We start from the raw sequence: 25,525 nt of genomic DNA on the forward strand, positions 1-25,525 counted from the left end.
TTTCAGCTCCTTTTTTTAAACGGACTGTGCAATCATTCGGGTTTTTGCGAAGTCAAACCCTTGCTTCATGACGCGCAGAAACTCTTCGATATGTTCTTGTTTGACATGTCCGATATTGGCAATTTGAAACGCTCTGCCCAACAACGGACCTTTTCCTCTGTAAATCACAAAATTGTGCTCTTTGACATATGCGTGAAATGCCTCTGCATCGATGCCATCCGGGTAATAGACCGTTGTCAGGACGCAGGACATCTGATCTTCCGGAATGACAAATGACACGCCAAGCTCTTTTAAACTGTTTCGAATCGATGCAGACAATTGCTTGCAATGGTTCATCCGCTTCTCGATTCCGTCTGCCAAAAACTCATCGACGGCCGTCTCCAGTGCGTAAAACAGAGAGACAGCGGGCGTATTGGGCGTTTGGTAGTGCAATTCTTCAAATTCATAATGCTTATAAAGATCCAGATACCGTGTCCGGGCCGCTTTCCGATTCAAAGCTGCAAATGCTTCCCGCTTTCCGCAAACAAAGGCGAGCCCGGGCAAACTGGCAATCGCCTTATTGGCAGACGCCGTACAGAACGTAATATTCGCTTCCTCGACGTTCAAATCTTCCGCCCCGATGCTGCTGACCGCATCCACAAGAAAATCCGCCTGATACTGTTTGGCGATGGCGCCTACTTCATAGATGGGGTTCAGCATGCCGGTACTTGTCTCATGATGCACCATCATCAGCGCATCAAATCTGCCGGATTTGAGCAGCTCCCGCACGCTGTCAAGCTCAATCGGCTGCATCCAGCCGAATTCACATACTGTTGCATCGAGCTGATGACAGCGGGCGATATCAATCAGCCGGTTGCCAAATTCTCCATTGCTCACGATCAACAGGCGTTTGCCCGGTCCATAAGTGGATAGCAGCGACTCATTGGCGGCAGTTCCCGATCCCGTCAAGATCACATCGGTATAAAGACCGGACTGATCCGCACCAAAGACTTGCAACAGCTTTCTGCGGGTTCGTGTCAATATTTCGATAAATTCCGTTTCCCGATGGCCGATATCTGCATGCATGAGTGCCGTCTTGACAGCTTTTGATACCATGACCGGTCCCGGACAAAGGAGGATTTGTTCCGAAATCGCCGTTGTTTCCCATTGGGGATGCGACCTCTGATCAGAAAACAAGCGCACGGCTTCCAGATAATCTGTCACAAAATCAATCTCAATCCATTGCGTGGAACCGATTTCGATGAACATGGCATTCGTGTTGTCAAGGGTTAAATCGTTGATCGCCGATTCATAATAGGACTGCTCCAACCGTGCTTTCGAATATCCGGATAAGATATGAAAAAATTTCAGCGACTCCGGTTTTGCAAACACGAAAATCCCTGCAAACTCACCCATGCTGTCATCTGCCGATATTTCCTTGCTTAGATGCAACGTCCCATCGTTCGGACAGGAAACTTTCATTTCTTCCGGACTGGAGATGGATTTTGCTTCGTAGACAATTCCGGTTTTCCCGGCTTTCAATACATGTGGAAGGACAGAATCCTCCATGACGATATCGCCGTCCATTAAAACAAACGGTTCTGCGCACACCCACTCCCGCGTCAGATAAGCGGAATAGGCGGTGCTTGTCCGGCTGAATTCGGAATTTTCCAAGTAGGTGATCGATATGCCTTGAAAGGAAGGGCCGATGTGTTCACGAACCAAATGCCCCTGATATCCGATGACGATTCCGACTTCCGAGATTTGACTTCTTTTGCATTGCCTAAGCAAACGTTCAAGAACGGTCTCCCCTCCGATTGGCAGCAGACATTTTGGCAGTTGCCTTGTCAGCGGTGCCAAACGCGCTCCGTCGCCGGCAGCTAAAATAACCGCTTTCATGAAAGGTCACCTCGTTTTGCAGACAAATATCGCGTCCAGCCTTTCACCGGCTTGTAAACGGCCATCAAACAGGAGAGAACAACCAATCCATACAGCGTCCATGCTTCTCCGAGTGCAATCGTCGCCGCGACAATGTACGCATATTGTTCATCAATTCCAAAATCGATGATAAACCGTTTTGTCGGCGGTTTGACGTCATAGAAGGATGCTCCCTGCGCAGTCTCTATGGCCGCAGAAACTTCTGCTTGCGGGTCTGGAATGGCGCGCGCCATTTGTCCGTAATATTCCAGCAAAAACAGGAAAAACAACGCCAACAACGCAGCGATAAACACGCCGGCAAAGGGATCGGCTTTGTACGCCCCGAGCGCCAATCCCAAAACATATAAAAATTCTTTGCAGCGGTCAGAGATTTGATCAAACCAGCCGCCAAACGGGCTAACCTTTCCCGTATAGCGGGCAAGCTGCCCGTCGCACCAATCCAGCACGTAAGACAAATATAAAAGCACAGCGCCGATGATGACAAATGGGTAAATACCGGATGACAAACACAGAACGGCAGCCGCTGCGACAAGCAATGAAGCAAGCGTCAATGTATTGGGATGCCACCCCCGCTTGGCCGCAAATGCGGTAATCGGCGTAGATAACCATGTATAACATTTGCCAAGATAAAAGTTGCTGTATTTCGTTACCTTTTCAATCTCCGGATACATCTCTTTCATTCGCCCCGATTCCTCCTCCCGAGTTATTTTACAACGATTGATACGAATTGTCGCGGGGGAAATTTACAAATTCTTTACATATTCGATACATATCCTTAATATTCTCCGTGGCAGGTGTTAATTCCTAGTACAAGATTCGAATCTGTTTGCCGAATCAGTGTGCGTTTGTCCGAGATAACCGATTCAAGTTTCACTTTCTATGCTTGCAATGCATATACTCACCTGACATAATTCAATAATGGAGAGTTTCGCGTCTGCAATTGGGCGCCGTTTCTGTGCAATATGGCATGCATCCGATAGCCAACGAAAACTCTATCCGATTCAAGTTTTCTTTGATTCAAGTTTTCTTTGCCATATGGCGACTGCCCGCCGTGCAAGCGACGGCCGATCAAACATATTTTCATACACATTGGCTTGCGTGTATTTTTATTCGTATTTTCAATAGAGAAAGGAAATGTAAGATGATTCTTGGAATATGGGCAGGAAAACTGACACAGTTGTTGTTGCGATTGTTGAAAAGGCGTGGGACAAGCCTGCCTGGACTTGTAGCGTTAAAAGTTGCGCCACATCTATTGCGTACACTAGGCAAACAATTGGAAAGCTGTATCCTCGTGACAGGCACCAACGGCAAAACGACGACCGTTTCCCTGCTGCGCGAAATCTTGCGGCATGATCCAGAGCATATATGGATCAGCAACGCGGAAGGCGCCAATATGACACAAGGCATTACCGCCTGTTTTTTGCAGGCATGCAATGTCTTCGGCCGCCTAAAAGCCAAACATGCAGTGCTGGAAGTGGACGAAGCGACGATGCCGCAAGTCGTACCCTATTTGCCGGTGACTCATGTTGTCATTACAAACGTGTTTCGGGATCAGTTGGATCGATACGGAGAAGTGGACGGCACCATTCAAAAATTGATTCAGGCATTGCAAGACGCGTCCGTTCATCTGATCGCCAACGGCGACGATCCCCTCGTTCACTATGTGGCCATGCAGACAAATTGCAGAACTTCCTATTATGCGATGGAAGCGCACAGCCGTATTTTAAAACAGCATCAGCAGATTCGGGACGGCGCTTTTTGTTTGTACTGCGGACACGAATTGGAGTACGAATACTTTCATTATGGTCAAATGGGATTGTATCGTTGCCCACATTGTGACTTTGCTGCTCCGGTGCCCATGTTTCGCGGGATGCCGCAGCAGGAAGGACTGGAAATTCGAACAGATGAGCAAGAGTTTCTCCTGCGTACACATATTCGGGGATTATATAATAAATACAATGTGCTTGCCGCCGCCAGCGCCGCATTGCTGCAAGAGATCGGTGCGGAGGGAATTCAGAAAGGAATTTCCGCATATCAGCCGATGCAAGGCCGCATGCAGATTTTTACCGGCACGCCGCTGCGCATTCTCAATTTGATCAAAAATCCGACCGGCTGCAACAGCGTTTTGCAAACGATTGATGAGGATCCCGGCAGGAAAACAGTCTGTGTTGCGATTAACGACTATGATGCGGACGGACGGGATGTGTCTTGGCTCTGGGACAGTGATTTTGAAACATATGCGCCGGGATTGCAAGCCAAGCGCTTTATCTGCAGCGGCACGAGGGCGGGAGATATGGCGGTGCGTCTCAAATATGCCGGGATCGATCCGGCGTTGATTACGGTTGAGCCGAATCTGAAATCCGCACACGACCTGGCCATACAAGATACAAATCTGCCGGCTTACTTTATGACCACATATACGGCCTTATTCCCGATGCAACAAATCATCGAGGAGGGATTGAAGCATGACGAGAAAACTCCGCATCGCGCACTTATTTCCTGATTTATTGAACCTGTATGCAGATCGGGGCAACATTCTGGCATTGGCCAATCGGGCGAAATGGCGCAATATCGACGTGCAGGTTACACCGATTCGCTTGGGTGAGTCGTTTTCCATTCTCGAACACGACATCGTACTGCTCGGAGGCGGCTCTGACCGTGAACAGGCAATCATCGGCCGGGAATTAAAACAGTATGTTCCGGAATTTCAGCAAGCACTGGAAAATGGCATGCCCATCCTCGGCATTTGCGGCGGCTATCAACTATTGGGAAAATACTATGCGGCTCCGACGGGCGAGAAAATTCCCGGACTTGGGATTCTTGAGATGGCTACGGAATCGGGCACTACCCGGTTAATCGGCAATGTGGTCATTGAAGATCCGAAGACCGGACAAACGATTGTCGGCTTTGAAAATCACAGCGGCCGAACCTATCATTCCTATGATCCGTTAGGTATTGTCAAAGTAGGTCATGGCAACAACGGCGAGGATCAGCGGGAAGGCGTACGCTGTCACAATCTGATCGGCACGTACATTCATGGGCCGCTTTTGCCGAAAAACCCGTATTTGACAGATGAAATCCTCTCGCTGGCTTTGGCGTATCGGGGATTGGACGGCGAGTTGGAGCCTTTGCCGGACGATCTGGAACATCTGGCCCATCGCACCATGGTCGAACGCCTGCTGCAAGGCAGTCGATCCGGTTAGCGGAATGAATGTTCAACCGAATGTATAGAATGTGGAATGTATAAAATGTGAGATGTCTTTGTCAACGCGCAAGTTTGGCGGCCTTCCCGTCACATTCACATGTGATTCCGGGATCGGCCGCCCATTTGTCTCACGCACTCCCTTACAATCCTACCAAGTCTCTGACGGCAACACTCGCCAAGATCATGCCTGCAACAGGCGGTACGAATGCAATACTGGCAGGCGGATTTTTGGCTTTGCGAATGGGCGAATTCTCCTCCACTTCTTTTGGCACGATTGACTGCCGCACATCCTCTCTTGGCGCGCGGGGAAGCTCAGTCGAACAGACGACTTTTATCCCTTTGGAAATGCCTGCTTTGCGCAATTCCCGGCGAATGACTTTGGCGATCGGGTCAACGGATGTCTTGCCGATGTCCAGCACCTCAAAGCGGGAGGGGTCGATTTTATTCGCAGCGCCCATGCTGGAGACTACCGGTATATTGCGCCGTTTGCATTCAATCAACAGGTGGATTTTTGAGCTGATCGTATCAATCGCGTCTACGATATAATCCGGTTCATAGGCAAAAATCCGGTCTTGTGTTTCATTGTTAAAAAAGATCTGCAGCGCTTCTACCTGGCAATCGGGATTGATCTGCAAGACTCGTTCTTTCATCAGCTGTACTTTCGATTGGCCAACCGTATGGATCAATGCCGGCAGCTGTCTGTTGATATTTGTGATATCCACATCATCTCTGTCGATCAGAATCAGGCTGCCGACTCCGCTGCGCGCCAACGCTTCAACAGCGAAAGAACCCACACCGCCGACACCAATGACGCAGACTTTGCTATGTTTTAATTTCTCCAGCCCCTCTGGCCCAACGACCAATTCCGTCCGGGAAAATGGATGCAACATGTAATCAGACTCCTTTTCTGGTTTTCTGCCGTTTACTGCGGTTGCTCCGGCGGCAGCTCCGAATGCAGCGCCGAAAAAAATTCTGCAATATCTTGATAGCACGCGCCAAAGTCACCCAACGAGCCGCGTTTGCAGGAAACGATATCGATGGCGGAACGCAAGGCAGACACGCGATATACGCTCACCGTGATATCCCGGGTCCCCGACGAGTGGCCTTTTGTCACGCTGATTTCTCCCCGCTCCTCATCGATATGTACAACCTTCCATCTCGGCAATTTATGTTCCAGCACCTGAAGGGCCTTGTCCCATACCTTTTGTTTATGGGCCTTGTAATATCGGGTTCGAAGCTCTGGCAGTCTGGCGTGTTCACTGGTTTCTTCAAATTTTTTCCAAAATCCTGTAATAAAGCGGATGAAATTCATGAGCAATCCCCTCTGAATGGCAGACTTAAACTCATCTTCTTAAAAATTCCCGCATCTGTCAATGTTTGCAGGAACCTTTGCCGTTGAACATTTTGCAATACAAACGCAGGATACAGCTGGTAAAATTTAGAGTGACACCGCCTGACGCCGGCGCTGCCGATAGAACACCCACTCCCGAAAGCCTATTTCTTTCAGCCGCTTGCCGACGATCTCCCATTCATCTCCGACCCGTGCAGGATCGTGAGCATCGGATCCGAACGTCACTTTTACTCCATAAAAAAGCGCCCGTTCCAACGTTTCATCAGATGGATACCAGCCGCCGCATCGTTTTGTTTTGCCTGACGTATTGACCTCGATGGCGACATCACAAGCGGCGATGACTTGCAATGTCTGATCCACAATATCTTTTTTGATGTCCACAAATGTGGGATAATTCGCTTTCATGGCGTCAATGTGTCCCAAAATGTCAAACATCCGGCTTTTGGCCGACCGCTGAATCAAATCATAATACAGCTGCTTTTCCTTGATCAACTGCTCCTCTGTCAGACCCGTCCAGCGCCTGCGATTAAATATGCTTTTCCCGCCGGAAACGTGGACAGAGCCAATGATGTAATCAAATGGATATTTTTGATATACTTCCCGATAGATATCCGCATAGTCCGGAAAAAAATCCGATTCAATGCCCAGCAATACTTCGATTGCATCCTTGTACATGTCCTTGATTTGCAGCACTTCCCTTATATACAGGGGAAATTCGCTTTTTGCCATCGCCACATTCGGCTTTGGATGATCCTCTTCCTCCCCAAAATAGGGCGAATGATCCGAAATGCCAATCACCGTAAGACCGGCAGCAATGGCAGCTTCCACGTATTCGCGTATTCCGCCTGCAGCGTGCCCACAGCGCTCATGATGTGTATGCATGTCAAACTTCATCGCTACAAACAACCCCTAACAAATATTCACAAACACTAGACCATATATTTAGATTGGATTATGATATAAGTTGCAATTCATGTCTTTAAAAGGTATTTTTAAAAAAGTATATAAAAACGCATTTGACTGTTGTTTCTATGTAATTTTCATTTCGTGTATTAGTTTGGATCGATTCTGGGAACGGATCGGATTAGGAGGTTCGACGATGCATCAGCTGCAGCGGAAACCGTTCATTCATGTAACGAAACTTTTTACGTTTGATTCCGCACACCGTTTGGATGATTATATCGGAAAATGTGCAAATCTGCACGGACATACGTATAAACTGGAAGTGACATTCCGCGGCAAAACAGACCGGCGCGGGATTGTGGTGGATTTCGGCGACATCAAAAAAATCGTCAATGATTTGATTATATCAAAATACGATCACCAATTTCTCAATGATCATTTTTCTTTTCACACGACTGCCGAAAATCTTGCTGTCAAGTTTTTTGAACTTTTATATGATCATATCGCCTTACAGCCATCGGAGCAAAGCATTACGCTTACCCGCCTGCGTTTGTGGGAAACACCGACATCCTACGCGGAAGTGACTTTGGAGGATTTTTTACATGAGGGTCAATGAAATCTTTTTTTCCATACAAGGCGAATCCAAGTCAGCCGGTTTGCCGACTGTGTTCGTGCGCTTTACCGGGTGCAATTTGCGTTGCGCCTATTGCGATACTACATATTCTTACTTTGAAGGGGAAACAAAAACGCCGCGCGAAGTATTTGCAATGATTCAATCCTATCCGGGCAAGCGTGTCTGTCTCACAGGCGGTGAACCGCTCATCCAGCCGCGGGAAGAAATGAATCAACTGCTGCAAATGCTTTCGGATGGGCAATATGAAGTGTCAATCGAGACAGACGGCTCCATTGATATCAGGAAGTTTCCCTTATTTGATCGCCAGCGGTTTGTGCTGGATATGAAAGTTCCTTCCTCTGGCATGTCCCACAAAATGCATTTTGCGAATTTAGAGGCCATTGTTCCCGAACGGGACGAAGTGAAATTTGTCATCGGCAATCGGGACGATTACGAATGGAGTGTATCTGTGATTCGCCAATATCAGATTATGCCGGAGCAAGGATACCAAATCTTGTTTTCACCCGTATTTGGCGCGATCGATCTGAAAACATTGGTCGAATGGCTGCTGGAAGACCAACTCGATATTCGCTTCCAGATCCAGCTCCATAAAATCGTTTGGGATCCGAATCAACGCGGTGTATAGGAGGAATGATCGACATGAAAAAAGCGGTTGTTATTTTGTCAGGGGGTCTCGATTCCACCACATGCATGGCAATCGCCAAGCGGGCTGGATACGATGTATACCCCATTACATTTTTCTACGGGCAAAAACACTCGATTGAACTGGATGCCGCCAAAAAAGTCGCAGCTGCGTATCGGCTGTCCGAGCGGCACTTTATCGCAAATTTGAACGGCATGATCCGCGGGTCCGCATTGACCGACGCGGACATTGCAATCCCGACGGAGCGCAGTATCGCAGAGATGAGTCAGGATATACCCGTGACATACGTTCCCGCACGCAATATCATCTTCCTCAGCATCGCTTTATCCTATGCGGAAACGATCGGTGCGGAAGCGATGTACATCGGTGTCAATGCACTTGACTACTCCGGCTATCCGGATTGTCGCCCGGAATTTATCGAAGCGTTTCAAAACGTAATTCGTACGGGAACGGTCGCCGGCGCTCACGGACAAGGCATTCGCATCGAAGCGCCGCTGCAGCATATGACCAAAAGAGACATCGTAAAAACCGCCATGGAACTGCAAGCGCCTGTGGAGTTCAGCCATTCCTGCTATCAAGGCACAAATCCTGCCTGCGGTGTCTGCGATTCCTGTATTTTACGGATCAAAGGCTTTCAGGAAGCAGGATATCGGGATCCGATCCCATATGCTATTGCGATCAACTGGTAATGTTCCAGTTGATTTTTTGTTTTTCTATGGATAAAACTGGTCATACTAGTAGCGTCTGAACATTTGCCGGTTCGGCATATAGGGGGCGCTGGGATATGGCGTTTGATGAATTGGTTAGAAGTGCGCAAAATCGCACGAAGTTTGATCCGAAAAAACGTGTACAGATTCAGCAATTGACAAAATTGCTGGCTTTATCTGCAGACGGAGAAGCCGATCAACCTTGGCACTGCATGATTGTTCCACATCGGGAGATTTGTCAGATGATTCGCGGCCAAACGATGCGAACCGATTGTGACGGCGAGTTTACCGCTCTTCTGATCACACGAAACCGCAGCAAGCAGACGTTGCGTCCACGCGTATTTTTGCGCGAAACCGCGGCAATTGGACCTGTGCCGTATTCTTCTGTGGCCTTGTCCGCCTGGATCATGAAAATGGTGTACATCGGCCGCGGCATGGGGTTGCTGGTCAAGCCCCTTTTCCGCTTTGATGAATCACGATTGCACACCGCCTTGCAGATTCGGCCGGAACACAAAATCGTAGCAATGCTTTTGATCGGATTTCCGCAAGAGCAGGAAAGTCTCGACTGCCAGGAGCTTTTGCCGCCTTATGTCCATTTTCACAGCCGATCCTTGCAAAGCAGGCAATGGCAATAGGGCAGCAGAGCAGGGCAATAAACTTTCGCATATACGAATGAGGTTGTTGCAAGGATTCCAATCCGCTTTTGCAACAACCTCGCATTTGCGACAACTTCGGCTTTTCTGTTCCGTCTTCCCTATTCCGTCTATTCTATTCCGCCTGGTCGGTCGGCCAGACGATGGAACTGCTCCAACGGCCAAAGTCAACATGTTCCTTCATATGCTGCATACACGCTTCATATGTTACGGTTTGCAAAATATCCAACGTGTCAAAAAAATCTACATCCCGGAAGCGGTACGATGTAAAATTCCTGGAAATATATCGGGGGCTGTCGAGTCCAGCCATAAAGCGGCCGATCGTCTTTCGTCTGCAACGCTCCAATTCCTCTTTCGGAACGCCTTGCTCAAGATACGTTCGCAACGCTTCTTGCACCCTTTGCATCAATCGATCCGGATCCTTGGAATTCCCTCCTATAATCGAATGGCCATAGGTTGGAGCTATTTCATATTCCCAGCTAAAATGTTGGTCGATAAGCCCATCATTTAATAATTCCTGGAACAGCGAAGAGCTTTTTCCGAAAATGGCATCCATCACTAACCCAATCGCCAACTCACGGGTTAATAATTCATTTCCACGCAGTCCCATGGAAGCTTCTTTAAATCCAAATATACAGCGTGGAATACTGACAGGCAGTTTGTTTTCCAGCCGCTCCTTGGCTGCCTGTGCAGGCTCTTTCGGGTAGATGCGCTTGATTTCCGGCTGTTCTTTATATGTTTTCTGCTGCTGATTTTCCCGAATGAGCTGCATCGCCGCTTCGGGATCTACATTGCCGACGATAAACACCAGCATATTGCTTGGATGGTAAAACGTGTTGTAACAGGTATAGAGCAACTCCTTCGAGATTTTCGCAATGCTCTCGACCGTTCCCGCAATATCGATGTGCACCGGATGCTTTTGATACAATCCTTGCAATATGCCGAAGTAGCAGCGCCAATCCGGATTGTCTTCGTACATTTTGATTTCCTGTCCGATGATTCCTTTTTCTTTTTCCACGTTCTCATCGGTAAAATACGGCCGTTGGACAAAATCGATCAATGTCGTCAGATTTTCCGGCAGGTCGCTTGTGGAAGAAAATAAATATGTCGTTATGTCAAAGCTTGTAAACGCATTGGCAGACGCCCCATGTGCGGCGAAATCCTGAAATACGTCATGGTCTTCTTCCTCAAACATTTTATGCTCAAGAAAATGGGCAATTCCATCCGGGACTTGGACTTCTTCGCCGGTTGTCGGCAAGACAAAGTGGTTGTCGATGGAACCATACTTGGTGGAAAATGTGGCAAACGTTTGCTGAAAGCCCGGCTTCGGCAAAATATATACTTCCAACCCGTTTTCCAGGCGCTCATGATACAATGTTTCTTGAAGCTTCCCATATGTTTTACTATCCATCTTGTCTCACCTCTTGATCCCGCAAGAAATACACCGTGTCCAATTGAACCCGCTGCGCAAATTGAACCACTTGTTCCACCGTCACATGTTGGATGGCTTCCATCATCTCTGCAATCGTTCGGGTTGTGCCGCTGACAACTCCGTTTGTATAAAGATCTGCAATATTTACCGGCTGATCCTGAAGCGTGCGGTATTGATTCAGCAAGCCGTCACGCGTAAACGCAAATTCCTGTTCGGAGATATTTCCCGTTTTCATTTCTTCAAATTGCTGCTGAATGATCGACAACGCTTTTTCATAGTTTTGAATTTCAATGCCGGACTGCACATACAAAATCCCTTTCAGACTCTCCAGACGACTGGAAGCATAATAGGCAAGACTGGCTTTTTCCCGGACATTGATAAATAGTTTGGAATGTGGAAATCCGCCCAGTATGCCATTATATACGATCATCGCCGGATACAGTTCATCCCCATGTGTCGTCCCTGTCCGATATCCGATATTCAACTTGCCTTGATTCACATCCATATGTTCGACAATCGTCTGCACTTCACTGCGCTTGGAGCGTATTTGGATGCTTGGAAAATCCGGTTTCCGATTGGCAAAGGGATTTTGCTGAAACACGTCTCCGATTTTTTTGAACATCGTATCCGGATCGAGCTGTCCGATTACATACACATGGATATCCGATGCTTGCAGCACTTGTGTATATGTTTGATACAATTCCTCATGTGTCAGTTTCTCCAATTGCTCGACCGTTCCAAGTCGCGGTACGCCAAATGGCTCATCTTTGCACATCGTTTCCAGACACCGTTCGGATGCATAGGCGATTTTATCGTCGATAATGCTCAGGATCCGTTCTTTGTGCAGCGCCTTTTCCTTTTCGACTTGATCCTTTGGAAATGCGTTTGCATCCAAACGGGGATGGAACAAAATTTCTTGCAACACGGAAAGCGCCTGATCGAGCAGCGGCTCATTCGCATTTAAAAACTGTTCGTTGGGCACCTGCAGCACAAATTCAACAATTTGCCGTTCTCCCTTTTTTACAATATATCCATTTATAGCGGCACCATACAAATCATCCAATGCGGTTTGCAGTGCTTGCGCGTCTCGATACGTTTTTGTACCGCGCATGAGAAGATACGGAACCAAGGCAGTCCCGGTTGCCATCGATTCATATAAGGGTCGATGAAAATTGACAACGATCGTATTGACTTTAAATTGATCTGTCGGTAAAACGTGAATCGTAACACCGGCTTGGCGTTGCGTTACAAACTCGGTCATTCACAAGCCACCTTTCCTTTGTCGGGACACTTTCAGTTTTTTCTTCTACTACCATTGTACGGTTTCCAGAAAAATTCATACATGTTCCATCATACTTCCTTTGCTTTCCTTTTACAAATACGAGCATGTTGAAAAAAACGGATGTGGTTCATCTCCAAGAAAGAGCAACCACATCCGCTTTTGAAAGGTTTTGCAAAAAGCAAGTACGGTACAGTTTCGATCGTCCGTGGACTTAGACCGTTACAAGGCGATCCGCTTGCCGCCTGGCAGCCGCAACTGTATTGTACAAAAGCATCGATATCGTCATCGGACCAACTCCGCCGGGTACAGGCGTGATATAAGAGGCAACCGATTGAATTTCATCAAAATCGCAATCGCCATAGATTCGATTTTTCTCCCGATTGATTCCTACATCGATGACAACCGCACCAGGCTTCACCATATCAGCTGTAATCAAATGCTTCTTGCCGACGGCGACGATTAAAATGTCTGCCATCCGCGTCATTTCCTTCAGATTCTTCGTATAGGCATGACAAACGGAAACGGTTGCGTTTTCGTTCAGCAGCAATGTTGCCAAGGGCCGCCCAACGATATGGCTATGACCCACAATGACCGTATTTTTTCCCTGCAGGTCGATATTGTATTGTTTCAAGAGATGCAAAACGCCAAACGGAGTACAAGGCAAAAACGCATCTTTGCCCAACTGCATGTTGCCGATATTTACAGGATGAAACCCGTCCACATCTTTTTCAGGATCAATCGCATCAATCACAGTTCGCACATCAATATGCTTGGGTAAAGGAAGTTGTACCAAGATGCCGTGTATCGAATCGTCCTGATTCAATTGTTGAATCCGATCGATCACTTGTTGCTGTGTTACCGTCTCTGGCATTCGAAAAACGACGGAATAAATCCCCACTTCTGCCGCTGCTTTTTCTTTCGCCCGCACATACGTATGGGAAGCGGGATCATCCCCGATCAAAAGTACGGCCAAGCCAGGTGTTATGTTTTGCAATTTTAGTTTTTCGACGTCATGTTTTAATTGTTGTTGTAGCTCGGCGGCAACATGTTTTCCGTTCAACACGACAGCATTCAATTGATTTCAACTCCCTTTTCGCAACATTTATTGTTAAAATACACGATATAGCAAAAATCATGCGAATCAATATCTAGATAGAAAGGCATTCAATGTTAGATGTACCGAACTTTTGAATATTCCAAATCAAACACAAAAAACCCCCTGAGCATAGGTGCCCAGGCGGTCGGCAAATAAAAGATCACACTCCCATGTGGTTATCCACTTCCGCCAGTTATGTGATCCGAACATTTACATGCAGTTCATACTTGTATAGCATAACGAATTGTGCAAGAAAAGGCAACTATTTATCATTTATCTCTTCAATTGGCTTCGAACCGCAGCTTGTGCTACGTCGAAATCAAGTTTCGTGATGACCTGAGCTTCACGTATCCATTGTTGTACAGCACGTGTCATCACTGGGGTCACATATTTCGGCGAACCGTACTTTTGAATAATCTCTCTCTTCGTCATATCATGTTGTGAAGTACAGTGGTTGTTCGTTAACGCCTCCATAAGTTCTCCACAGACCGGACATTGAAACAAGGCCATCATCCCTTCCCAACGTGGATCGATCCTGCGCGTTACAACTCCCAAACATGAAACCCGATAGACGACGTCTTCTGAAACGGTTACTTATTTGCCTTCGTCATCCCCTAACAGTGTATTGAAAATGATTATACCTTTAGTGTACAAATTATTTGTGAAATTCGCAACACTTTTCCAACCAATGGTAAATGTTTTTATGAATCGTCATCGTCCAAAACAGGAGAGCCGATTTCCCCTTTCAGATGAAATGGGCCATTTTCTTTGGATTGAAGCTCTCCGATCATATTTTGCAAGTCTTTTTCACTTCCTTGTGCTGTGATTCCTATATTTAAGGTTCCGCGCAAATTTCGCACATGGAGTTCTTCAATATGATATTCCAGGCGCTTGATCCGCATCGCCATCTGCAACTGTTGTTTCAACTGCTCATTTTCTCGTTCCAAACGTTCCACCCGCTGCTGCAACTGTTGAAGCATGATCCACACATCATGTATTCCCGGCATTCCAAACATATTATACATTCTGTCCACCCCAAACCGATGGATTCACATGGGTTCATCGCCCGGTAACCTTGCGCACGCGCCGGCGGGGCTGCTTTTTCCTGACGATCAATTGTGTATGTCCGATACTTAACGACCCGCCAGCAATGGAATCAATCCGGAGAACTTGTACTGCCAATTGAATCTTCAATGCTCTCACCTCCACTTGGGCGATTGCCTATTTCTATCCTATGCTCCAAAGCTGTCTGTGACACCTTTTCTGTTGGTCGAATAGGCTAAAAGATCAAACAATGTCACATAAAGGTGTGAATGATGATGGAAGACCAAAATCACTTGCAAGATTGGACGGAATACGCAAGAGCATACCTGGGAGATTCTTTTTGGAATGAGATTATGACAATCATGCAGACATATTCACTGGGGTTTCCGCAAACGGATATCGAAAATGCAGGCAAGCAGTCAACTTGGGAAACAAAGGAAGCAAAGGAAACAAAGGAAACAAAGGGACCGCGTATTGATCTATTTCAGACAACACATGATCTGATCGCCTGTGTCGAAGTTCCGGGAATTGAGCATGTAAACGAGATTGATGTCCGTATTGACGGACAAACGTTGCTCATTGCGGGACGTTTGCGAACCAAATATCCGAAAGACCTTGCCATTCTTTCGGAGCGATGCACAGGCCGTTTTGAGCGGCATGTGCATCTGCCTGTCCCAATTCTGAAAGATGCCGTGACGGCAAAATATGCCCATGGACTGCTGGAGATCCGGATGCCGATCATTCGACAGCCAAAACAGAAAAAAATCCGGGTAGAATAAACTGGAATAAATCGAAAGAAAAACACTTGTGAAACATTCCACAAGTGTTGGCGAATTTATACGTTTCACTTTATCAAATTGCATCAAAACGGATCCGTCGATACACGATCCATGCAACGATTTCACTTCATCCCGTTACGCTTTTTTAATGACAGCGCCAATTTTTGCAAGATAGCGCAATTTGCTCATATCTTTTACAATATATGCAAATCGGCCAGTCGCTTGATAATTCTTACCTATTTTTGCAATCGCATCTTTCCGTCCGAGGGAAGCAATCGATCCCATAATTTGCGGTTTGAATGGCTCTTTCGTGCCTCCACGCAAATCGGCAAACAAATATTTCCCGACAGCAGTACCCATTTGGCCGGCAATCTGCGCTGTTGGAGGATAGGGACGGCCGGTTTCTTCGTTGATAATAAAGCAACTGTCTCCGATGATATATACATCCTCGTATCCGAGTGCTTGCAAATATTCATTTACTTTTGCACGGCCGCGCGGCTCTGTTTCAAATCCTGCATCAATGACGATTTGATTGCCACGTACGCCGCCTGTCCATACCAATGTTTGTGTTGCAATGACATCGCCATTTTTCAAATGCACTTTACCTGGTTCCACTTGTACAATCGGCACTCCCACAAGAAACTTCACGCCGCGTTCTGTCAAGCTTTTTTCCGCACGTTCTACCAATTCTTTATCAAAGCCTGGCAGAATGCTAGGGGCAGCTTCCACATTAAACAATTTCACTTTATCGAGAGGAATGTTATTTTCTTCACATAGTACAGGCATGCGATCCGCAAATTCACCAACCAGTTCAATTCCGCTGAATCCGGCACCGCCAACGACAAACGTCAATAACGATTCGTCTCTCGTATAGTGATACTCTGCAAAACATCTTTCAATATGTGTGCGGAGCAAACGAGCCTGATTGATAGATTTAAGAATAAAGCTGTGTTCTTTTAAACCTGGAATGCCAAAATACTCGGTCTCACTGCCAAGTGCAACAACTAAATAATCATACGAAAGTTCCTGCTGCGATAAACGGACACGCTTCTCTTTCGGGTCGATAGATTCGACATGGTCTTTGATAAGCGTAATGTATTTATTGCGGATGACCGGCTCGATCATAATTCTGGCAGATGTGTCGCTTTTCGCGCCTGCACCTAATTCATGCAATTGTGTTACCAATTGATGATAGTTATGTTTATTGACCAAAATGACTTCTGTATCTTCCGGTGTAGCATTTTTCCGAAGTTCCAATGCAGTTACCAGCCCGGCATAGCCCGCTCCCAAAATAACAACTCGTTTTGGCATGATGTACGTTCACCCTCTTGTGTATATTTTCACAATCTATTCAAAATAATAGCAGGAAATTCAACAAAGTCAATCGTATATTGCTTTTTTATGTCAAATATTCTACATATATTTAACTATCTAGTTTGCCTGTCTAGGATTCTATTTTTTTACATGTTATAATAAATTTTTACATATTATTATACTATACTGTTCACTGCTATTTTTCTTATCTCCTCGATTCATCGTATTCCGATACTTTCAACGTTCAAAGCAGGCGCAACGGATGCCTATTTCCGCATCATGACGTACTTTCAAATACATGTTTGTCTTACAACGACACCTGAATGGAAACGGAGGTTTCAAATGCTCGACGCACATTTGCACGTGTTTCTCACAGTGGCAGAAAAAAGAAATTTTTCCAGAGCAGCCGAATTTCTGAATTTGACCCAGCCTGCCATCAGCCAGCAGATTCAAACATTAGAAGAGTATTACGGGGCGAAACTGTTTGAACGTACAAACAAACGTGTCGAGCTTACGCAAGCAGGCCATGTTTTAGTGCCATACGCACAAAAAATCATGGAAACACACCATCATGCCTTGCAAGCGGTCAATGATTTGACCGGGCAAGTAACCGGCAAACTTACCATTGGTGCCAGCCTGACCATTGGCGAGTATATTTTGCCAAAACTCCTTGCGAATTTTTCTGGAAATTATCCAAAGGTCGAGCCGACTGTGAAGATTGGCAACACGGAAGTAATCGCAGAGCATATGCTGTCTGGCACCATTGATTTGGGATTGATTGAAGGCCCTATTCATAACAAGCATCTGCATGTTGTTCCATTTCTCGAGGATGAAATGTTGCTGATTGTACCTGCCAACCACATGTTGAACAGGTATACGGAAGTGGAAGTGGATGATGTAGCAAACGAAACGTTTCTACTGCGCGAAGCTGGCTCCGGCACCCGCTTTGCAATGGAGGAATTATTGCATGATTTATCGATTCAGCCAAAACGGGTGATCCAATTAGGAAGTCTGCAGTCGATCAAAGAAGGAGTGGAAGCGGGGCTTGGCATCTCCTTCTTATCCAAATGGACCATTCAGAAAGAAATTCAATTGCAATCGATTCATCCGGTTCGAATCAAAGGTGTCAGACTGAAACGACAATTCTCTTTGTTAAATCGCAAAGGACAGTTTGCATCAAGAGCTGTCACGGAATTTATGAGAGTTGTACAGGAAACCAAATGGGAAGAAGAAAAATAACATCCAAAAAGATCAACTTGCGCTCTGCCGACGAGGCTTGTAAAGTTAAGAAGATGTAAAGAATTCGTAAATTAAGAGGGGTCAATTATGAGACATACACTGCACAAGGTCTTTCGTTCCCTATGGTTTTTGGAACTTTATGAAATCATCGGAATTGTGGTAACGATTATTGCCGTCATTGCTTTTTTTACAACCGGAACACAGTTGGATCAAATGCGGGGGATTCCCGGTTATCATTGGCAGCCCGTGATTTGGGTATATAACGTATACAAGACGTTTATACCGAAATCGATCGTTTTTGGAATGATTTTTTTATTCCTGTTCTTTCTTGTCGCCAAGCGACCGATGCGCCAATTTCCACAAATGATCGGCACAATCGTACGCGTCTTCTTGCCATTTTGTCTGCTTTTGGCCGTGTATCGCACATTGCAATTTTTTATTCCTTTGTATGATCCTCATGACAAGGATAATCTGTTGCTTCGAATCGACCATTGGATGTTCGGCGTTCAGCCTTCCATTTGGCTGCAGACCTATATTCGTCCGTGGCTGACAGATTATATGAGCTTTGTATATGCAAGCTGGTTCCCGTTGATTTTCATTACGATCGTGGCATTGTTGATCAAGAGCCGCAAAGGAGTTTCAGAATTTATTGCGACTTCTTTAATTACGTTTTATATCGGGTACGGGACATTTGTCATTGTGCCGGCCATCGGACCCGTATACACCCTTGCGAATCGATACCATGTGGAATTGAACGGGACGATTATTTCTGTCATTCAAAACACCATCGATACGAATATGACGATTGCCAGAGACTGTTTTCCGAGTCTTCATACAGGCATCAGCATCGTCATGCTTGTTTTCATTTACCGATACTGGCGGCCATTGGCATGGGTATATGGTCCGCTCGTCATCAGCATTATTGCGTCGACCATTTATCTGCGTGCACATTATGTCATTGATGTAATTGCCGGATTGCTTTTATCCGGAATCACCGTTGTCGTTTGTCCGAAATTGGTAACCGCGTGGGATCTGTACCGAAACCGAAAAGTTCAAGCCCAAGTCCAACTGACAGACGTTCCAGAACCGCATCCGGCTGTGCAAACTGCAAAAGTCGACCCTTATAACAGCCTAAATGTATAATTTTGTAACACTTTTGACATAAAATTAAAAAAATCTATAAATTATGCGACACAATAAAAAATTGCAAGTTGAAAAGGTGAGACTTTATATTATATGATAGTTGCGTAGTAACTATTTTTCGAAGGAGGAATTGTTGTGGCATTTGTCATTACTTCACCATGTATTGGCGAAAAAGCAGCCGACTGTGTTGAAACATGCCCAGTAGACGCAATTCATGAAGGTGAAGAGCAATATTTCATCGATCCTGATACATGCATCGATTGCGGTGCTTGCGAAGCGGTTTGCCCAGTTTCTGCTATTTTCCAAGAAGATTTTGTACCGGAAGAAGAAAAAGATTTTATCGCTAAAAACCGCGACTTCTTCAATAAGTAATCAAAATCTGGAATTCTAATTCATATGCCTACATAAACGTAGGACAGGTACTCCCCGTTCCTGTAAAAACAATGAGCTACGATAATGAATCGTAGCTTTTTTATTGTATGAAAATCCACGGCTTTTTTCATACTATAAGTGCTGCTACTTTTTGAACATCCTCTATAAGTGCGTGTTCAAAAAGTGGTCAAGTAAGACACAAGGAGTGTGAAGCCGAAGCACGAAAAGGCGGCGGAGTGTACGTTTTTGGTACATGAGTAAGACTTTTTGGGATTCGGCAAAGCAATCCGCCGTGGAGTTTTGACTACTTTTTGAACATCCTCTATAAAGGAATGTGGAAAAGCCCGATTACTGGGGGAGTGAATACCTGTGGATCAAGAAGCAATGCGCAAACATATCCAAGAATATGTCCTGCAATCCTATCGCCAGGGAACATCGTTTGCAACAGCCTTTGATATCGCTGCTACACTAAATGTCCCGGTAACCCTTGTCGATCAGGCGTTACATGGGTTTCGATTGCCGGATGGCACAATGGCGCCTTATGACTCCGCTACAGAATTCTAACGAATGCAATTTTAGTGTCTCTCCTTTTCAAACCGAATACAAGCGCTGCGGGAGGCCATGCTTGCGGTCTCCTTTATTCGCCTTTACAAGCTCCTGCTTTACACATCATCCTTCAAAATAATAAAACATCAGGATTTGACCGATTTTGTGCAACACAATAGTAGACGATCATAACACATGTATACTACAATGTCATAAGTCGAAGGATGAAACCGATATTATGTGAGGAAGTTAGGAGATCTGCGAAATGAATGATTTGGGTGTTACGTTAAAATATACGATTCGGCTTTTGCTCCACCCTATACTGACAGTGGAACAAATCATCAGGGAACGAAATTCCCGTGCATCTTACTATGCAGTTTGGCTGGCGCTGCTTGCCATGATCATCAACAGCGTGTTGCTGTTTCAATCGGCAGCAGGACCTTTTCACAGGATTGGTTTATCCGGTTCCACAATTGCGATTCTGCGTTTTGTCATTGTGTTTTTTACTGTACCAATCTCATTCTTTGTCGGGAGATTTTTCTTTCTGGCATTTACCAAGGGTGGTCTCCGTGTTCTAAAACGCAAAACCTATCCCAAAGACCCGACGGAACGCATGGAAAAAAGCAATCTATTGAAGCTTGTATACCCGTATTATTACGTGCCGATCGCCATCGAAATGTTGCTTTTATTGGTTAACTACCCTGGCTCTGGTGCTTATCAAGCAACTTTGAATGTTCTGTTCGGTCTATATTCGTTACTTATACAAATTGTATCCATTAAGCGAATCTATCATGTCTCGGGTATCGTTGCATTTTTTGCGCCGGCCATTGTTGTCCTGCTCGCTTGCGTCATCCTTTTCCTGATCTGGTTGGGAACGACCGGATCGATCCACATTTTATCGAATTTCACATAAGGAATCCATCGAAACGAAGTTAGCATCAGAAAACGATGGACATAAGAAAACAGCCCTGTTTCATAAGAGTACAGGGCTGTTTGTCTGCTGCTTCTATATGACTCACACAGCGTTTTGAGCCGATAGCGAACCGATTCCAGTTTCACTTTACAGAGAACTAAAAAGAAAAATCCCGATTCCCACAATAAAGCAATAGTAAGCAAAAGGCTTCATCGCTTGCACTTCATGCTGTTTAAACCACTTCATCAAAAAAGCTGTACTTAAATATGCTGCAATCCCGGCCAAAACACCGCCAAGAATTGCACTTGACAACAATCCGTGGCTGCCGTGAAAAAGCTTTGGGACTTCTTTCAACGCAGCAGCGCCGATCAGGGGTGTCGCCAGCAAAAACGTAAAGCGGGCAGCCGCATCGTAACTCAAACCGTTCATGAGCGCTCCAACGATTGTGACGCCAGAGCGAGAGAATCCGGGAATGAGTGCCAATGCCTGGCACATGCCAACCAATACGGCGCGGCCATATGATAATTGATGCAATTCCAAACCATGACCGGAATATCTTGCCCGTTTTCTTCTCCTGCGCAATGAGTCTCCATAAAGCAAAACAAAGGCGTTGACAATCAAGAAAAATGCAGCAACTTTACCGGACGAAAAAAGACCTGCCAACTTCTTCTCGAGCAGAAGCCCCAACAGACCAGCCGGTATGGTGCCGACAATCACCAGGAAAAACGTCTTGCGATCCTCTTGGCGATCCGGGCGGAATGGAGATTGAAAGAAATGAATCCAATCTTTTAAAAAGTACAAAAACAAAGCAGTAGCCGTTCCCAAATGCAGCATGACAACAAACGGAAGAAAGTTCGGATCCTTCAGGATATCTTTCCAATGGAATAATGTAGGGACAAAAATTCCATGTGCTACGCTGCTCACCGGGAACAATTCCGTGATACCTTGTACGATTGCGAAAACGATCACTTGCAAAAATGACATTGAAACGTTCCTCTCTCTTTCCTATGATCTTTTTCTATCAATCAGTAGTTTATCACAGAATTGTTAAGATTATATCAATATTCTTGCAGTATTTTGAGACAACCTACATATTTCTGCGGTATTGTCCGCCTACTTCATATAATGCATGAGTGATTTGCCCCAGACTCGCGTACTGAACTGTTTCCATCAGCGCTGCAAAAACATTCCCGCCCTGTTTTGCCGTTTCTTGCAAACGTGCCAACGCCATCGGCGCTTGTTCCCGATAACGATTGTGAAACTCTGCAAGGGAACGAATCTGCTGTTCTTTTTCTTCCTTTGTTGCCCGCGCCAATTGGATTTCCTTTTGTTGCTGAAAGCTTTCTTCCGGATTGATAAACATATTTACGCCAATGATCGGCAATTCTCCGGAATGCTTTTGCAATTCATAATACATCGATTCATCCTGTATTTTTCCTCTCTGATATTGGGTTTCCATGGCTCCCAACACGCCGCCGCGGTCATTTAATCGCATAAACTCTTCCAAAACGGCTGCTTCGACCAAATCTGTCAATTCTTCGACGATGAATGAACCTTGCAATGCGTTTTCATTTTTTGCGAGACCAAACTCTTTGGTAATAATCATCTGAATCGCCATCGCACGGCGAACCGACTCTTCTGTCGGCGTCGTGATCGCTTCATCATATGCATTTGTATGAAGGGAATTGCAGTTGTCATAAATGGCTAAAAGCGCTTGCAATGTCGTTCGGATATCGTTGAACTGTATTTCTTGCGCATGCAAGGAACGTCCCGATGTCTGAATATGATATTTCAGTTTTTGGCTGCGTTCATTGCCGCCATACCGATGTTTAATGACGATCGCCCAAATTCTTCTCGCCACTCGCCCAAGCACGGTGTATTCAGGATCCATCCCGTTGCTGAAGAAAAAGGATAAATTCGGGGCAAAATCGTCGATCTGCATGCCCCGGCTCAGGTAATATTCCACGTACGTAAATGCATTGGCCAGTGTAAAAGCAAGTTGTGAAATCGGATTGGCCCCCGCTTCGGCAATATGATAGCCGCTGATACTGACAGAGTAATAATTTCGCACGTTATGTTCAACAAAATACTCTTGGATATCTCCCATCATCCGCAGTGCGAAATCGGTGGAGAATATGCAGGTGTTTTGTCCCTGATCCTCTTTTAAAATATCTGCTTGCACCGTTCCGCGAACCATCTGCAATGTACGCGCCTGAATCCGCTTTTGTTCTTCTTCCGTCGGATAGCGTCCTTCATTTTCCGAAAACCGTTCGACCTGTTGATCAATCGCCGTATTCATGAACATGGCAAGCAGAATCGGTGCAGGTCCATTAATTGTCATGGAAACGCTTGTAGATGGGTGACACAGATCAAAACCGGCATACAGCTTTTTCATGTCATCCAATGTACAAATACTGACACCGCTTTCTCCAACTTTTCCGTAAATATCCGGGCGCTTGGAAGGATTTTCGCCATAGAGTGTCACGCTGTCAAATGCGGTGCTTAACCGTTTCGCAGAATCGTTTTGGGATAAAAAATGAAAGCGGCGATTCGTGCGCTCCGGCGTCCCTTCCCCTGCGAATTGGCGCTTTGGGTCTTCTTCCGCCCGTTTCAAAGGAAATACGCCTGCTGTATAGGGAAATTCCCCAGGTACGTTTTCCAACAGGCTCCACCTAACAATTTCTCCAAAATCTTTGTATTTGGGCAGACATACTTTAGGAATTCTCGTACCCGATAATGACACCGTATACAAATCGGTGCGAATCTCTTTGTCCCGAACCTTAGTCACCAATTGATCTTGTTGATACCGAAAGGATTTCTGCTCCCATCCTTCGATGATCCCAATCACATCGCTGTTCAATTGCTCTTTGACAGAACCGATCGCTTGTTCCATGACTTCTTGGATATTTGCACGATCACCATCCATGCTTTCAAATGTTTGCAAATAGGCGAAACTGCCCTGTAACTGAAACAGTTTTCTGGCAAGCTCACTTTGCTTTTCTGCAAATTTGCGATGTTGTCGGGCCGTATCTACAATTTGAGCCAGATAGTGTACTCGTTCGGGAGCCAAAATTCCTCTTTTTTGAACCGGCTCTGTATTTGCTTCTACATGACACTCCCAATGCCGCTTCATTTTTCGATTGATCGTGTCGATCAAAGCCCGGTACAAAACATTTGTTCCAGGATCGTGAAATTGACTGGCGATCGTTCCATAAATGGGCAGGTGTTCATCCGCCACATGAAAACAATTGTGATTGCGCTTGTATTGCTTCCGCACTTCCCGCAACGCATCCGCCGAACCTTTGCGATCAAACTTATTGATCACGATCAGATCCGCATAATCCAGCATATCGATCTTTTCAAGCTGAGAAGGTGCGCCAAACTCGCTTGTCATCACATACATACTGACATCGCTGATGTTTACGATCTCCGCATCTCCTTGACCAATCCCTGACGTTTCGACAATGATCAAATCAAAACCGGCATGTTTTACCACGGCAATCGCATCTTGAATGGCTGCGCTCAACTCCGTTTTTGAACCGCGAGTCCCCAGACTGCGCATATACACACGCGGGTTATGAATCGAATTCATGCGGATCCGGTCTCCCAATAACGCCCCCCCGGTGCGCTGCTTTGTCGGATCGATCGAAAGGATCGCAATCGATTTTTCTTTTTGGTCATACAAAAAACGGCGTATGATTTCATCGGTCAGCGAAGATTTTCCGGCTCCTCCTGTTCCTGTAACGCCCACAACGACTCCCTGACCGGACTTGCCGAGCGGTAATGTTGCCATATCATCCGATTTATTTTCCATATATGTAATACATTGCGCAATCGTTTTGTTATGACCCACCTGCAATGTATCGAATCGGGTATCCTGGATTCCAGTGACTGTTGGAAAGTCACAACGTTCGATGATGTCATTAATCATTCCTTGCAACCCCAGTTCACGACCGTCATCCGGCGAATAGACGCGGGCAATCCCATACTCCTCCAGTTCTTTTATTTCTCGCGGGACGATCACTCCGCCGCCGCCGCCAAAAATTAAAATATGTCCACAATCTCGTTCCTGCAACAAGTCGTACATATATTTGAAATATTCCATATGACCACCCTGGTAGGAACTGACGGCAATCCCTTGAACATCTTCCTGAATTGCTACACTTACCACTTCTTCTGCAGACCGATTATGACCCAGGTGGATCACTTCCGCTCCGGACGCTTGCAGCATCCGGCGCATAATATTTATGGAAGCGTCATGACCATCAAATAGGCTGGAAGCAGTAACGATTCGAATTTTATTTTTCGGGAAATATACGGTATTGGATGGCATCCTAATTTTTCCTCCTTCT

General features: G+C 45.8%; 25 protein-coding genes and 1 riboswitch. Of the genes, 12 read left to right on the plus strand and 13 right to left on the minus strand.

The features are described from left to right. Positions 1–15: 15 nt before the first annotated feature. On the minus strand, positions 16–1,878 hold the full coding sequence (locus LSG31_RS21990; protein ID WP_347437171.1) for an aminotransferase class V-fold PLP-dependent enzyme: 1,863 nt from the start codon (positions 1,876–1,878) through the stop codon (positions 16–18). After that, positions 1,875–2,597, minus strand: coding sequence for a CDP-alcohol phosphatidyltransferase family protein (locus LSG31_RS21995; protein ID WP_347437172.1), 723 nt, complete (start codon positions 2,595–2,597; stop codon positions 1,875–1,877). Before LSG31_RS21995 ends, LSG31_RS21990 begins: the two co-directional genes overlap by 4 nt. A gap of 461 nt (positions 2,598–3,058) precedes the next feature. Between LSG31_RS21995 and LSG31_RS22000 the strand changes: the two genes are divergently transcribed. Further along, positions 3,059–4,420, plus strand: a complete 1,362-nt coding sequence (locus tag LSG31_RS22000; protein ID WP_347437173.1) for a Mur ligase family protein — start codon at positions 3,059–3,061, stop codon at positions 4,418–4,420. Continuing rightward, on the plus strand, positions 4,383–5,120 hold the full coding sequence (locus LSG31_RS22005; protein ID WP_347437174.1) for a type 1 glutamine amidotransferase: 738 nt from the start codon (positions 4,383–4,385) through the stop codon (positions 5,118–5,120). The genes LSG31_RS22000 and LSG31_RS22005 overlap by 38 nt, the downstream gene beginning before the upstream one ends. A 142-nt stretch (positions 5,121–5,262) precedes the next feature. Here the strand turns inward: LSG31_RS22005 and LSG31_RS22010 are convergent, their stop codons facing one another. From LSG31_RS22010 to LSG31_RS22020, 3 genes are all read right to left on the minus strand, one after another. After that, entirely contained in the window at positions 5,263–6,012 is a 750-nt protein-coding gene (locus LSG31_RS22010) for a tRNA threonylcarbamoyladenosine dehydratase (protein ID WP_347437175.1), read from the minus strand. A 32-nt stretch (positions 6,013–6,044) separates the two neighbouring features. After that, a complete protein-coding gene (locus tag LSG31_RS22015; RefSeq protein WP_347437176.1) occupies positions 6,045–6,434 on the minus strand; it encodes a hypothetical protein in 390 nt (129 codons plus the stop codon). A 126-nt stretch (positions 6,435–6,560) separates the two neighbouring features. After that, positions 6,561–7,367, minus strand: a complete 807-nt coding sequence (locus LSG31_RS22020) for a histidinol-phosphatase (RefSeq protein ID WP_347437177.1) — start codon at positions 7,365–7,367, stop codon at positions 6,561–6,563. Positions 7,368–7,572: 205 nt separating this feature from the next. Here LSG31_RS22020 and queD point away from each other — a divergent pair, with 205 nt between their 5' ends. The 4 genes from queD to LSG31_RS22040 all read left to right on the plus strand — a co-directional run bounded on the left by queD (position 7,573) and on the right by LSG31_RS22040 (position 9,995). Beyond that, a complete protein-coding gene (gene queD / locus LSG31_RS22025) occupies positions 7,573–7,992 on the plus strand; it encodes a 6-carboxytetrahydropterin synthase QueD (RefSeq protein WP_347437178.1) in 420 nt (139 codons plus the stop codon). Continuing rightward, entirely contained in the window at positions 7,979–8,635 is a 657-nt protein-coding gene (locus LSG31_RS22030; RefSeq protein ID WP_347437179.1) for a radical SAM protein, read from the plus strand. Before queD ends, LSG31_RS22030 begins: the two co-directional genes overlap by 14 nt. A 14-nt stretch (positions 8,636–8,649) precedes the next feature. Further along, a complete protein-coding gene (gene queC, locus LSG31_RS22035) occupies positions 8,650–9,342 on the plus strand; it encodes a 7-cyano-7-deazaguanine synthase QueC (protein ID WP_347437180.1) in 693 nt (230 codons plus the stop codon). A 95-nt stretch (positions 9,343–9,437) separates the two neighbouring features. Then, a complete protein-coding gene (locus LSG31_RS22040; protein ID WP_347437181.1) occupies positions 9,438–9,995 on the plus strand; it encodes a nitroreductase family protein in 558 nt (185 codons plus the stop codon). A 133-nt stretch (positions 9,996–10,128) separates the two neighbouring features. Here LSG31_RS22040 and yfmH read toward each other — a convergent pair whose 3' ends face one another. From yfmH to LSG31_RS22065, 5 genes are all read right to left on the minus strand, one after another. After that, positions 10,129–11,424 (minus strand): EF-P 5-aminopentanol modification-associated protein YfmH, encoded by a 1,296-nt coding sequence (gene yfmH, locus LSG31_RS22045; RefSeq protein ID WP_347437182.1) that lies wholly within the window; start codon positions 11,422–11,424, stop codon positions 10,129–10,131. Continuing rightward, positions 11,417–12,706: an EF-P 5-aminopentanol modification-associated protein YfmF gene (gene yfmF / locus LSG31_RS22050; RefSeq protein ID WP_347437183.1), complete on the minus strand. Its 1,290-nt coding sequence runs from the start codon at positions 12,704–12,706 to the stop codon at positions 11,417–11,419. Before yfmF ends, yfmH begins: the two co-directional genes overlap by 8 nt. A 232-nt stretch (positions 12,707–12,938) precedes the next feature. Then, on the minus strand, positions 12,939–13,802 hold the full coding sequence (folD, locus tag LSG31_RS22055; protein ID WP_347437184.1) for a bifunctional methylenetetrahydrofolate dehydrogenase/methenyltetrahydrofolate cyclohydrolase FolD: 864 nt from the start codon (positions 13,800–13,802) through the stop codon (positions 12,939–12,941). Between the two features lie 149 nt (positions 13,803–13,951). Continuing rightward, a riboswitch (ZMP/ZTP riboswitch) is annotated at positions 13,952–14,030 on the minus strand. Positions 14,031–14,524: 494 nt separating this feature from the next. Next, the gene (gerPC, locus tag LSG31_RS22060) at positions 14,525–14,848 is read right to left on the minus strand and encodes a spore germination protein GerPC (protein ID WP_347437185.1); all 324 of its coding nucleotides are present in this window, start codon (positions 14,846–14,848) and stop codon (positions 14,525–14,527) included. A 34-nt stretch (positions 14,849–14,882) separates the two neighbouring features. Next, positions 14,883–15,017 (minus strand): hypothetical protein, encoded by a 135-nt coding sequence (locus LSG31_RS22065; protein WP_347437186.1) that lies wholly within the window; start codon positions 15,015–15,017, stop codon positions 14,883–14,885. Positions 15,018–15,142: 125 nt separating this feature from the next. Here LSG31_RS22065 and LSG31_RS22070 point away from each other — a divergent pair, with 125 nt between their 5' ends. Further along, a complete protein-coding gene (locus LSG31_RS22070) occupies positions 15,143–15,646 on the plus strand; it encodes an Hsp20/alpha crystallin family protein (RefSeq protein WP_347437187.1) in 504 nt (167 codons plus the stop codon). A 135-nt stretch (positions 15,647–15,781) separates the two neighbouring features. Here LSG31_RS22070 and LSG31_RS22075 read toward each other — a convergent pair whose 3' ends face one another. Beyond that, positions 15,782–16,957 (minus strand): NAD(P)/FAD-dependent oxidoreductase, encoded by a 1,176-nt coding sequence (locus LSG31_RS22075; protein WP_347437188.1) that lies wholly within the window; start codon positions 16,955–16,957, stop codon positions 15,782–15,784. 345 nt (positions 16,958–17,302) lie between these two features. On the opposite strand from LSG31_RS22075, the gene LSG31_RS22080 reads away from it, so the two are divergent. The 5 genes from LSG31_RS22080 to LSG31_RS22100 all read left to right on the plus strand — a co-directional run bounded on the left by LSG31_RS22080 (position 17,303) and on the right by LSG31_RS22100 (position 21,173). Then, positions 17,303–18,199: a selenium metabolism-associated LysR family transcriptional regulator gene (locus LSG31_RS22080; protein ID WP_347437189.1), complete on the plus strand. Its 897-nt coding sequence runs from the start codon at positions 17,303–17,305 to the stop codon at positions 18,197–18,199. Between the two features lie 87 nt (positions 18,200–18,286). Further along, entirely contained in the window at positions 18,287–19,342 is a 1,056-nt protein-coding gene (locus LSG31_RS22085) for a phosphatase PAP2 family protein (protein ID WP_347437190.1), read from the plus strand. A 135-nt stretch (positions 19,343–19,477) separates the two neighbouring features. Then, on the plus strand, positions 19,478–19,714 hold the full coding sequence (locus LSG31_RS22090; RefSeq protein ID WP_347437191.1) for a 4Fe-4S ferredoxin: 237 nt from the start codon (positions 19,478–19,480) through the stop codon (positions 19,712–19,714). 369 nt (positions 19,715–20,083) lie between these two features. Next, complete coding sequence (locus tag LSG31_RS22095; RefSeq protein ID WP_347437192.1) at positions 20,084–20,278, plus strand: hypothetical protein; 195 nt, start codon at positions 20,084–20,086, stop codon at positions 20,276–20,278. A gap of 247 nt (positions 20,279–20,525) precedes the next feature. Continuing rightward, the gene (locus LSG31_RS22100; RefSeq protein ID WP_347437193.1) at positions 20,526–21,173 is read left to right on the plus strand and encodes a hypothetical protein; all 648 of its coding nucleotides are present in this window, start codon (positions 20,526–20,528) and stop codon (positions 21,171–21,173) included. A gap of 147 nt (positions 21,174–21,320) precedes the next feature. Here LSG31_RS22100 and LSG31_RS22105 read toward each other — a convergent pair whose 3' ends face one another. Continuing rightward, complete coding sequence (locus LSG31_RS22105; RefSeq protein WP_347437194.1) at positions 21,321–22,157, minus strand: undecaprenyl-diphosphate phosphatase; 837 nt, start codon at positions 22,155–22,157, stop codon at positions 21,321–21,323. Positions 22,158–22,260: 103 nt separating this feature from the next. Then, on the minus strand, positions 22,261–25,506 hold the full coding sequence (gene icmF / locus LSG31_RS22110) for a fused isobutyryl-CoA mutase/GTPase IcmF (RefSeq protein WP_347437195.1): 3,246 nt from the start codon (positions 25,504–25,506) through the stop codon (positions 22,261–22,263). Positions 25,507–25,525 lie beyond the last annotated feature (19 nt).

It is taken from the genome of Fodinisporobacter ferrooxydans (assembly GCF_022818495.1).
In the GTDB taxonomy this organism is placed as follows: Bacteria; Bacillota; Bacilli; order Tumebacillales; family MYW30-H2; genus Fodinisporobacter; species Fodinisporobacter ferrooxydans.

Bases quoted from the DNA above. Each gene is read 5' to 3' on its own strand.
- LSG31_RS21990 (WP_347437171.1), bottom strand. From the start codon at position 1,878: ATGAAAGCGGTTATTTTAGCTGCCGGCGACGGAGCGCGTTTGGCACCG.
- LSG31_RS21995 (WP_347437172.1), bottom strand. From the start codon at position 2,597: ATGAAAGAGATGTATCCGGAGATTGAAAAGGTAACGAAATACAGCAAC.
- LSG31_RS22000 (WP_347437173.1), top strand. From the start codon at position 3,059: ATGATTCTTGGAATATGGGCAGGAAAACTGACACAGTTGTTGTTGCGA.
- LSG31_RS22005 (WP_347437174.1), top strand. From the start codon at position 4,383: ATGACGAGAAAACTCCGCATCGCGCACTTATTTCCTGATTTATTGAAC.
- LSG31_RS22010 (WP_347437175.1), bottom strand. From the start codon at position 6,012: ATGTTGCATCCATTTTCCCGGACGGAATTGGTCGTTGGGCCAGAGGGG.
- LSG31_RS22015 (WP_347437176.1), bottom strand. From the start codon at position 6,434: ATGAATTTCATCCGCTTTATTACAGGATTTTGGAAAAAATTTGAAGAA.
- LSG31_RS22020 (WP_347437177.1), bottom strand. From the start codon at position 7,367: ATGAAGTTTGACATGCATACACATCATGAGCGCTGTGGGCACGCTGCA.
- queD (WP_347437178.1), top strand. From the start codon at position 7,573: ATGCATCAGCTGCAGCGGAAACCGTTCATTCATGTAACGAAACTTTTT.
- LSG31_RS22030 (WP_347437179.1), top strand. From the start codon at position 7,979: ATGAGGGTCAATGAAATCTTTTTTTCCATACAAGGCGAATCCAAGTCA.
- queC (WP_347437180.1), top strand. From the start codon at position 8,650: ATGAAAAAAGCGGTTGTTATTTTGTCAGGGGGTCTCGATTCCACCACA.
- LSG31_RS22040 (WP_347437181.1), top strand. From the start codon at position 9,438: ATGGCGTTTGATGAATTGGTTAGAAGTGCGCAAAATCGCACGAAGTTT.
- yfmH (WP_347437182.1), bottom strand. From the start codon at position 11,424: ATGGATAGTAAAACATATGGGAAGCTTCAAGAAACATTGTATCATGAG.
- yfmF (WP_347437183.1), bottom strand. From the start codon at position 12,706: ATGACCGAGTTTGTAACGCAACGCCAAGCCGGTGTTACGATTCACGTT.
- gerPC (WP_347437185.1), bottom strand. From the start codon at position 14,848: ATGTATAATATGTTTGGAATGCCGGGAATACATGATGTGTGGATCATG.
- LSG31_RS22070 (WP_347437187.1), top strand. From the start codon at position 15,143: ATGGAAGACCAAAATCACTTGCAAGATTGGACGGAATACGCAAGAGCA.
- LSG31_RS22075 (WP_347437188.1), bottom strand. From the start codon at position 16,957: ATGCCAAAACGAGTTGTTATTTTGGGAGCGGGCTATGCCGGGCTGGTA.
- LSG31_RS22080 (WP_347437189.1), top strand. From the start codon at position 17,303: ATGCTCGACGCACATTTGCACGTGTTTCTCACAGTGGCAGAAAAAAGA.
- LSG31_RS22085 (WP_347437190.1), top strand. From the start codon at position 18,287: ATGAGACATACACTGCACAAGGTCTTTCGTTCCCTATGGTTTTTGGAA.
- LSG31_RS22100 (WP_347437193.1), top strand. From the start codon at position 20,526: ATGAATGATTTGGGTGTTACGTTAAAATATACGATTCGGCTTTTGCTC.
- LSG31_RS22105 (WP_347437194.1), bottom strand. From the start codon at position 22,157: ATGTCATTTTTGCAAGTGATCGTTTTCGCAATCGTACAAGGTATCACG.
- icmF (WP_347437195.1), bottom strand. From the start codon at position 25,506: ATGCCATCCAATACCGTATATTTCCCGAAAAATAAAATTCGAATCGTT.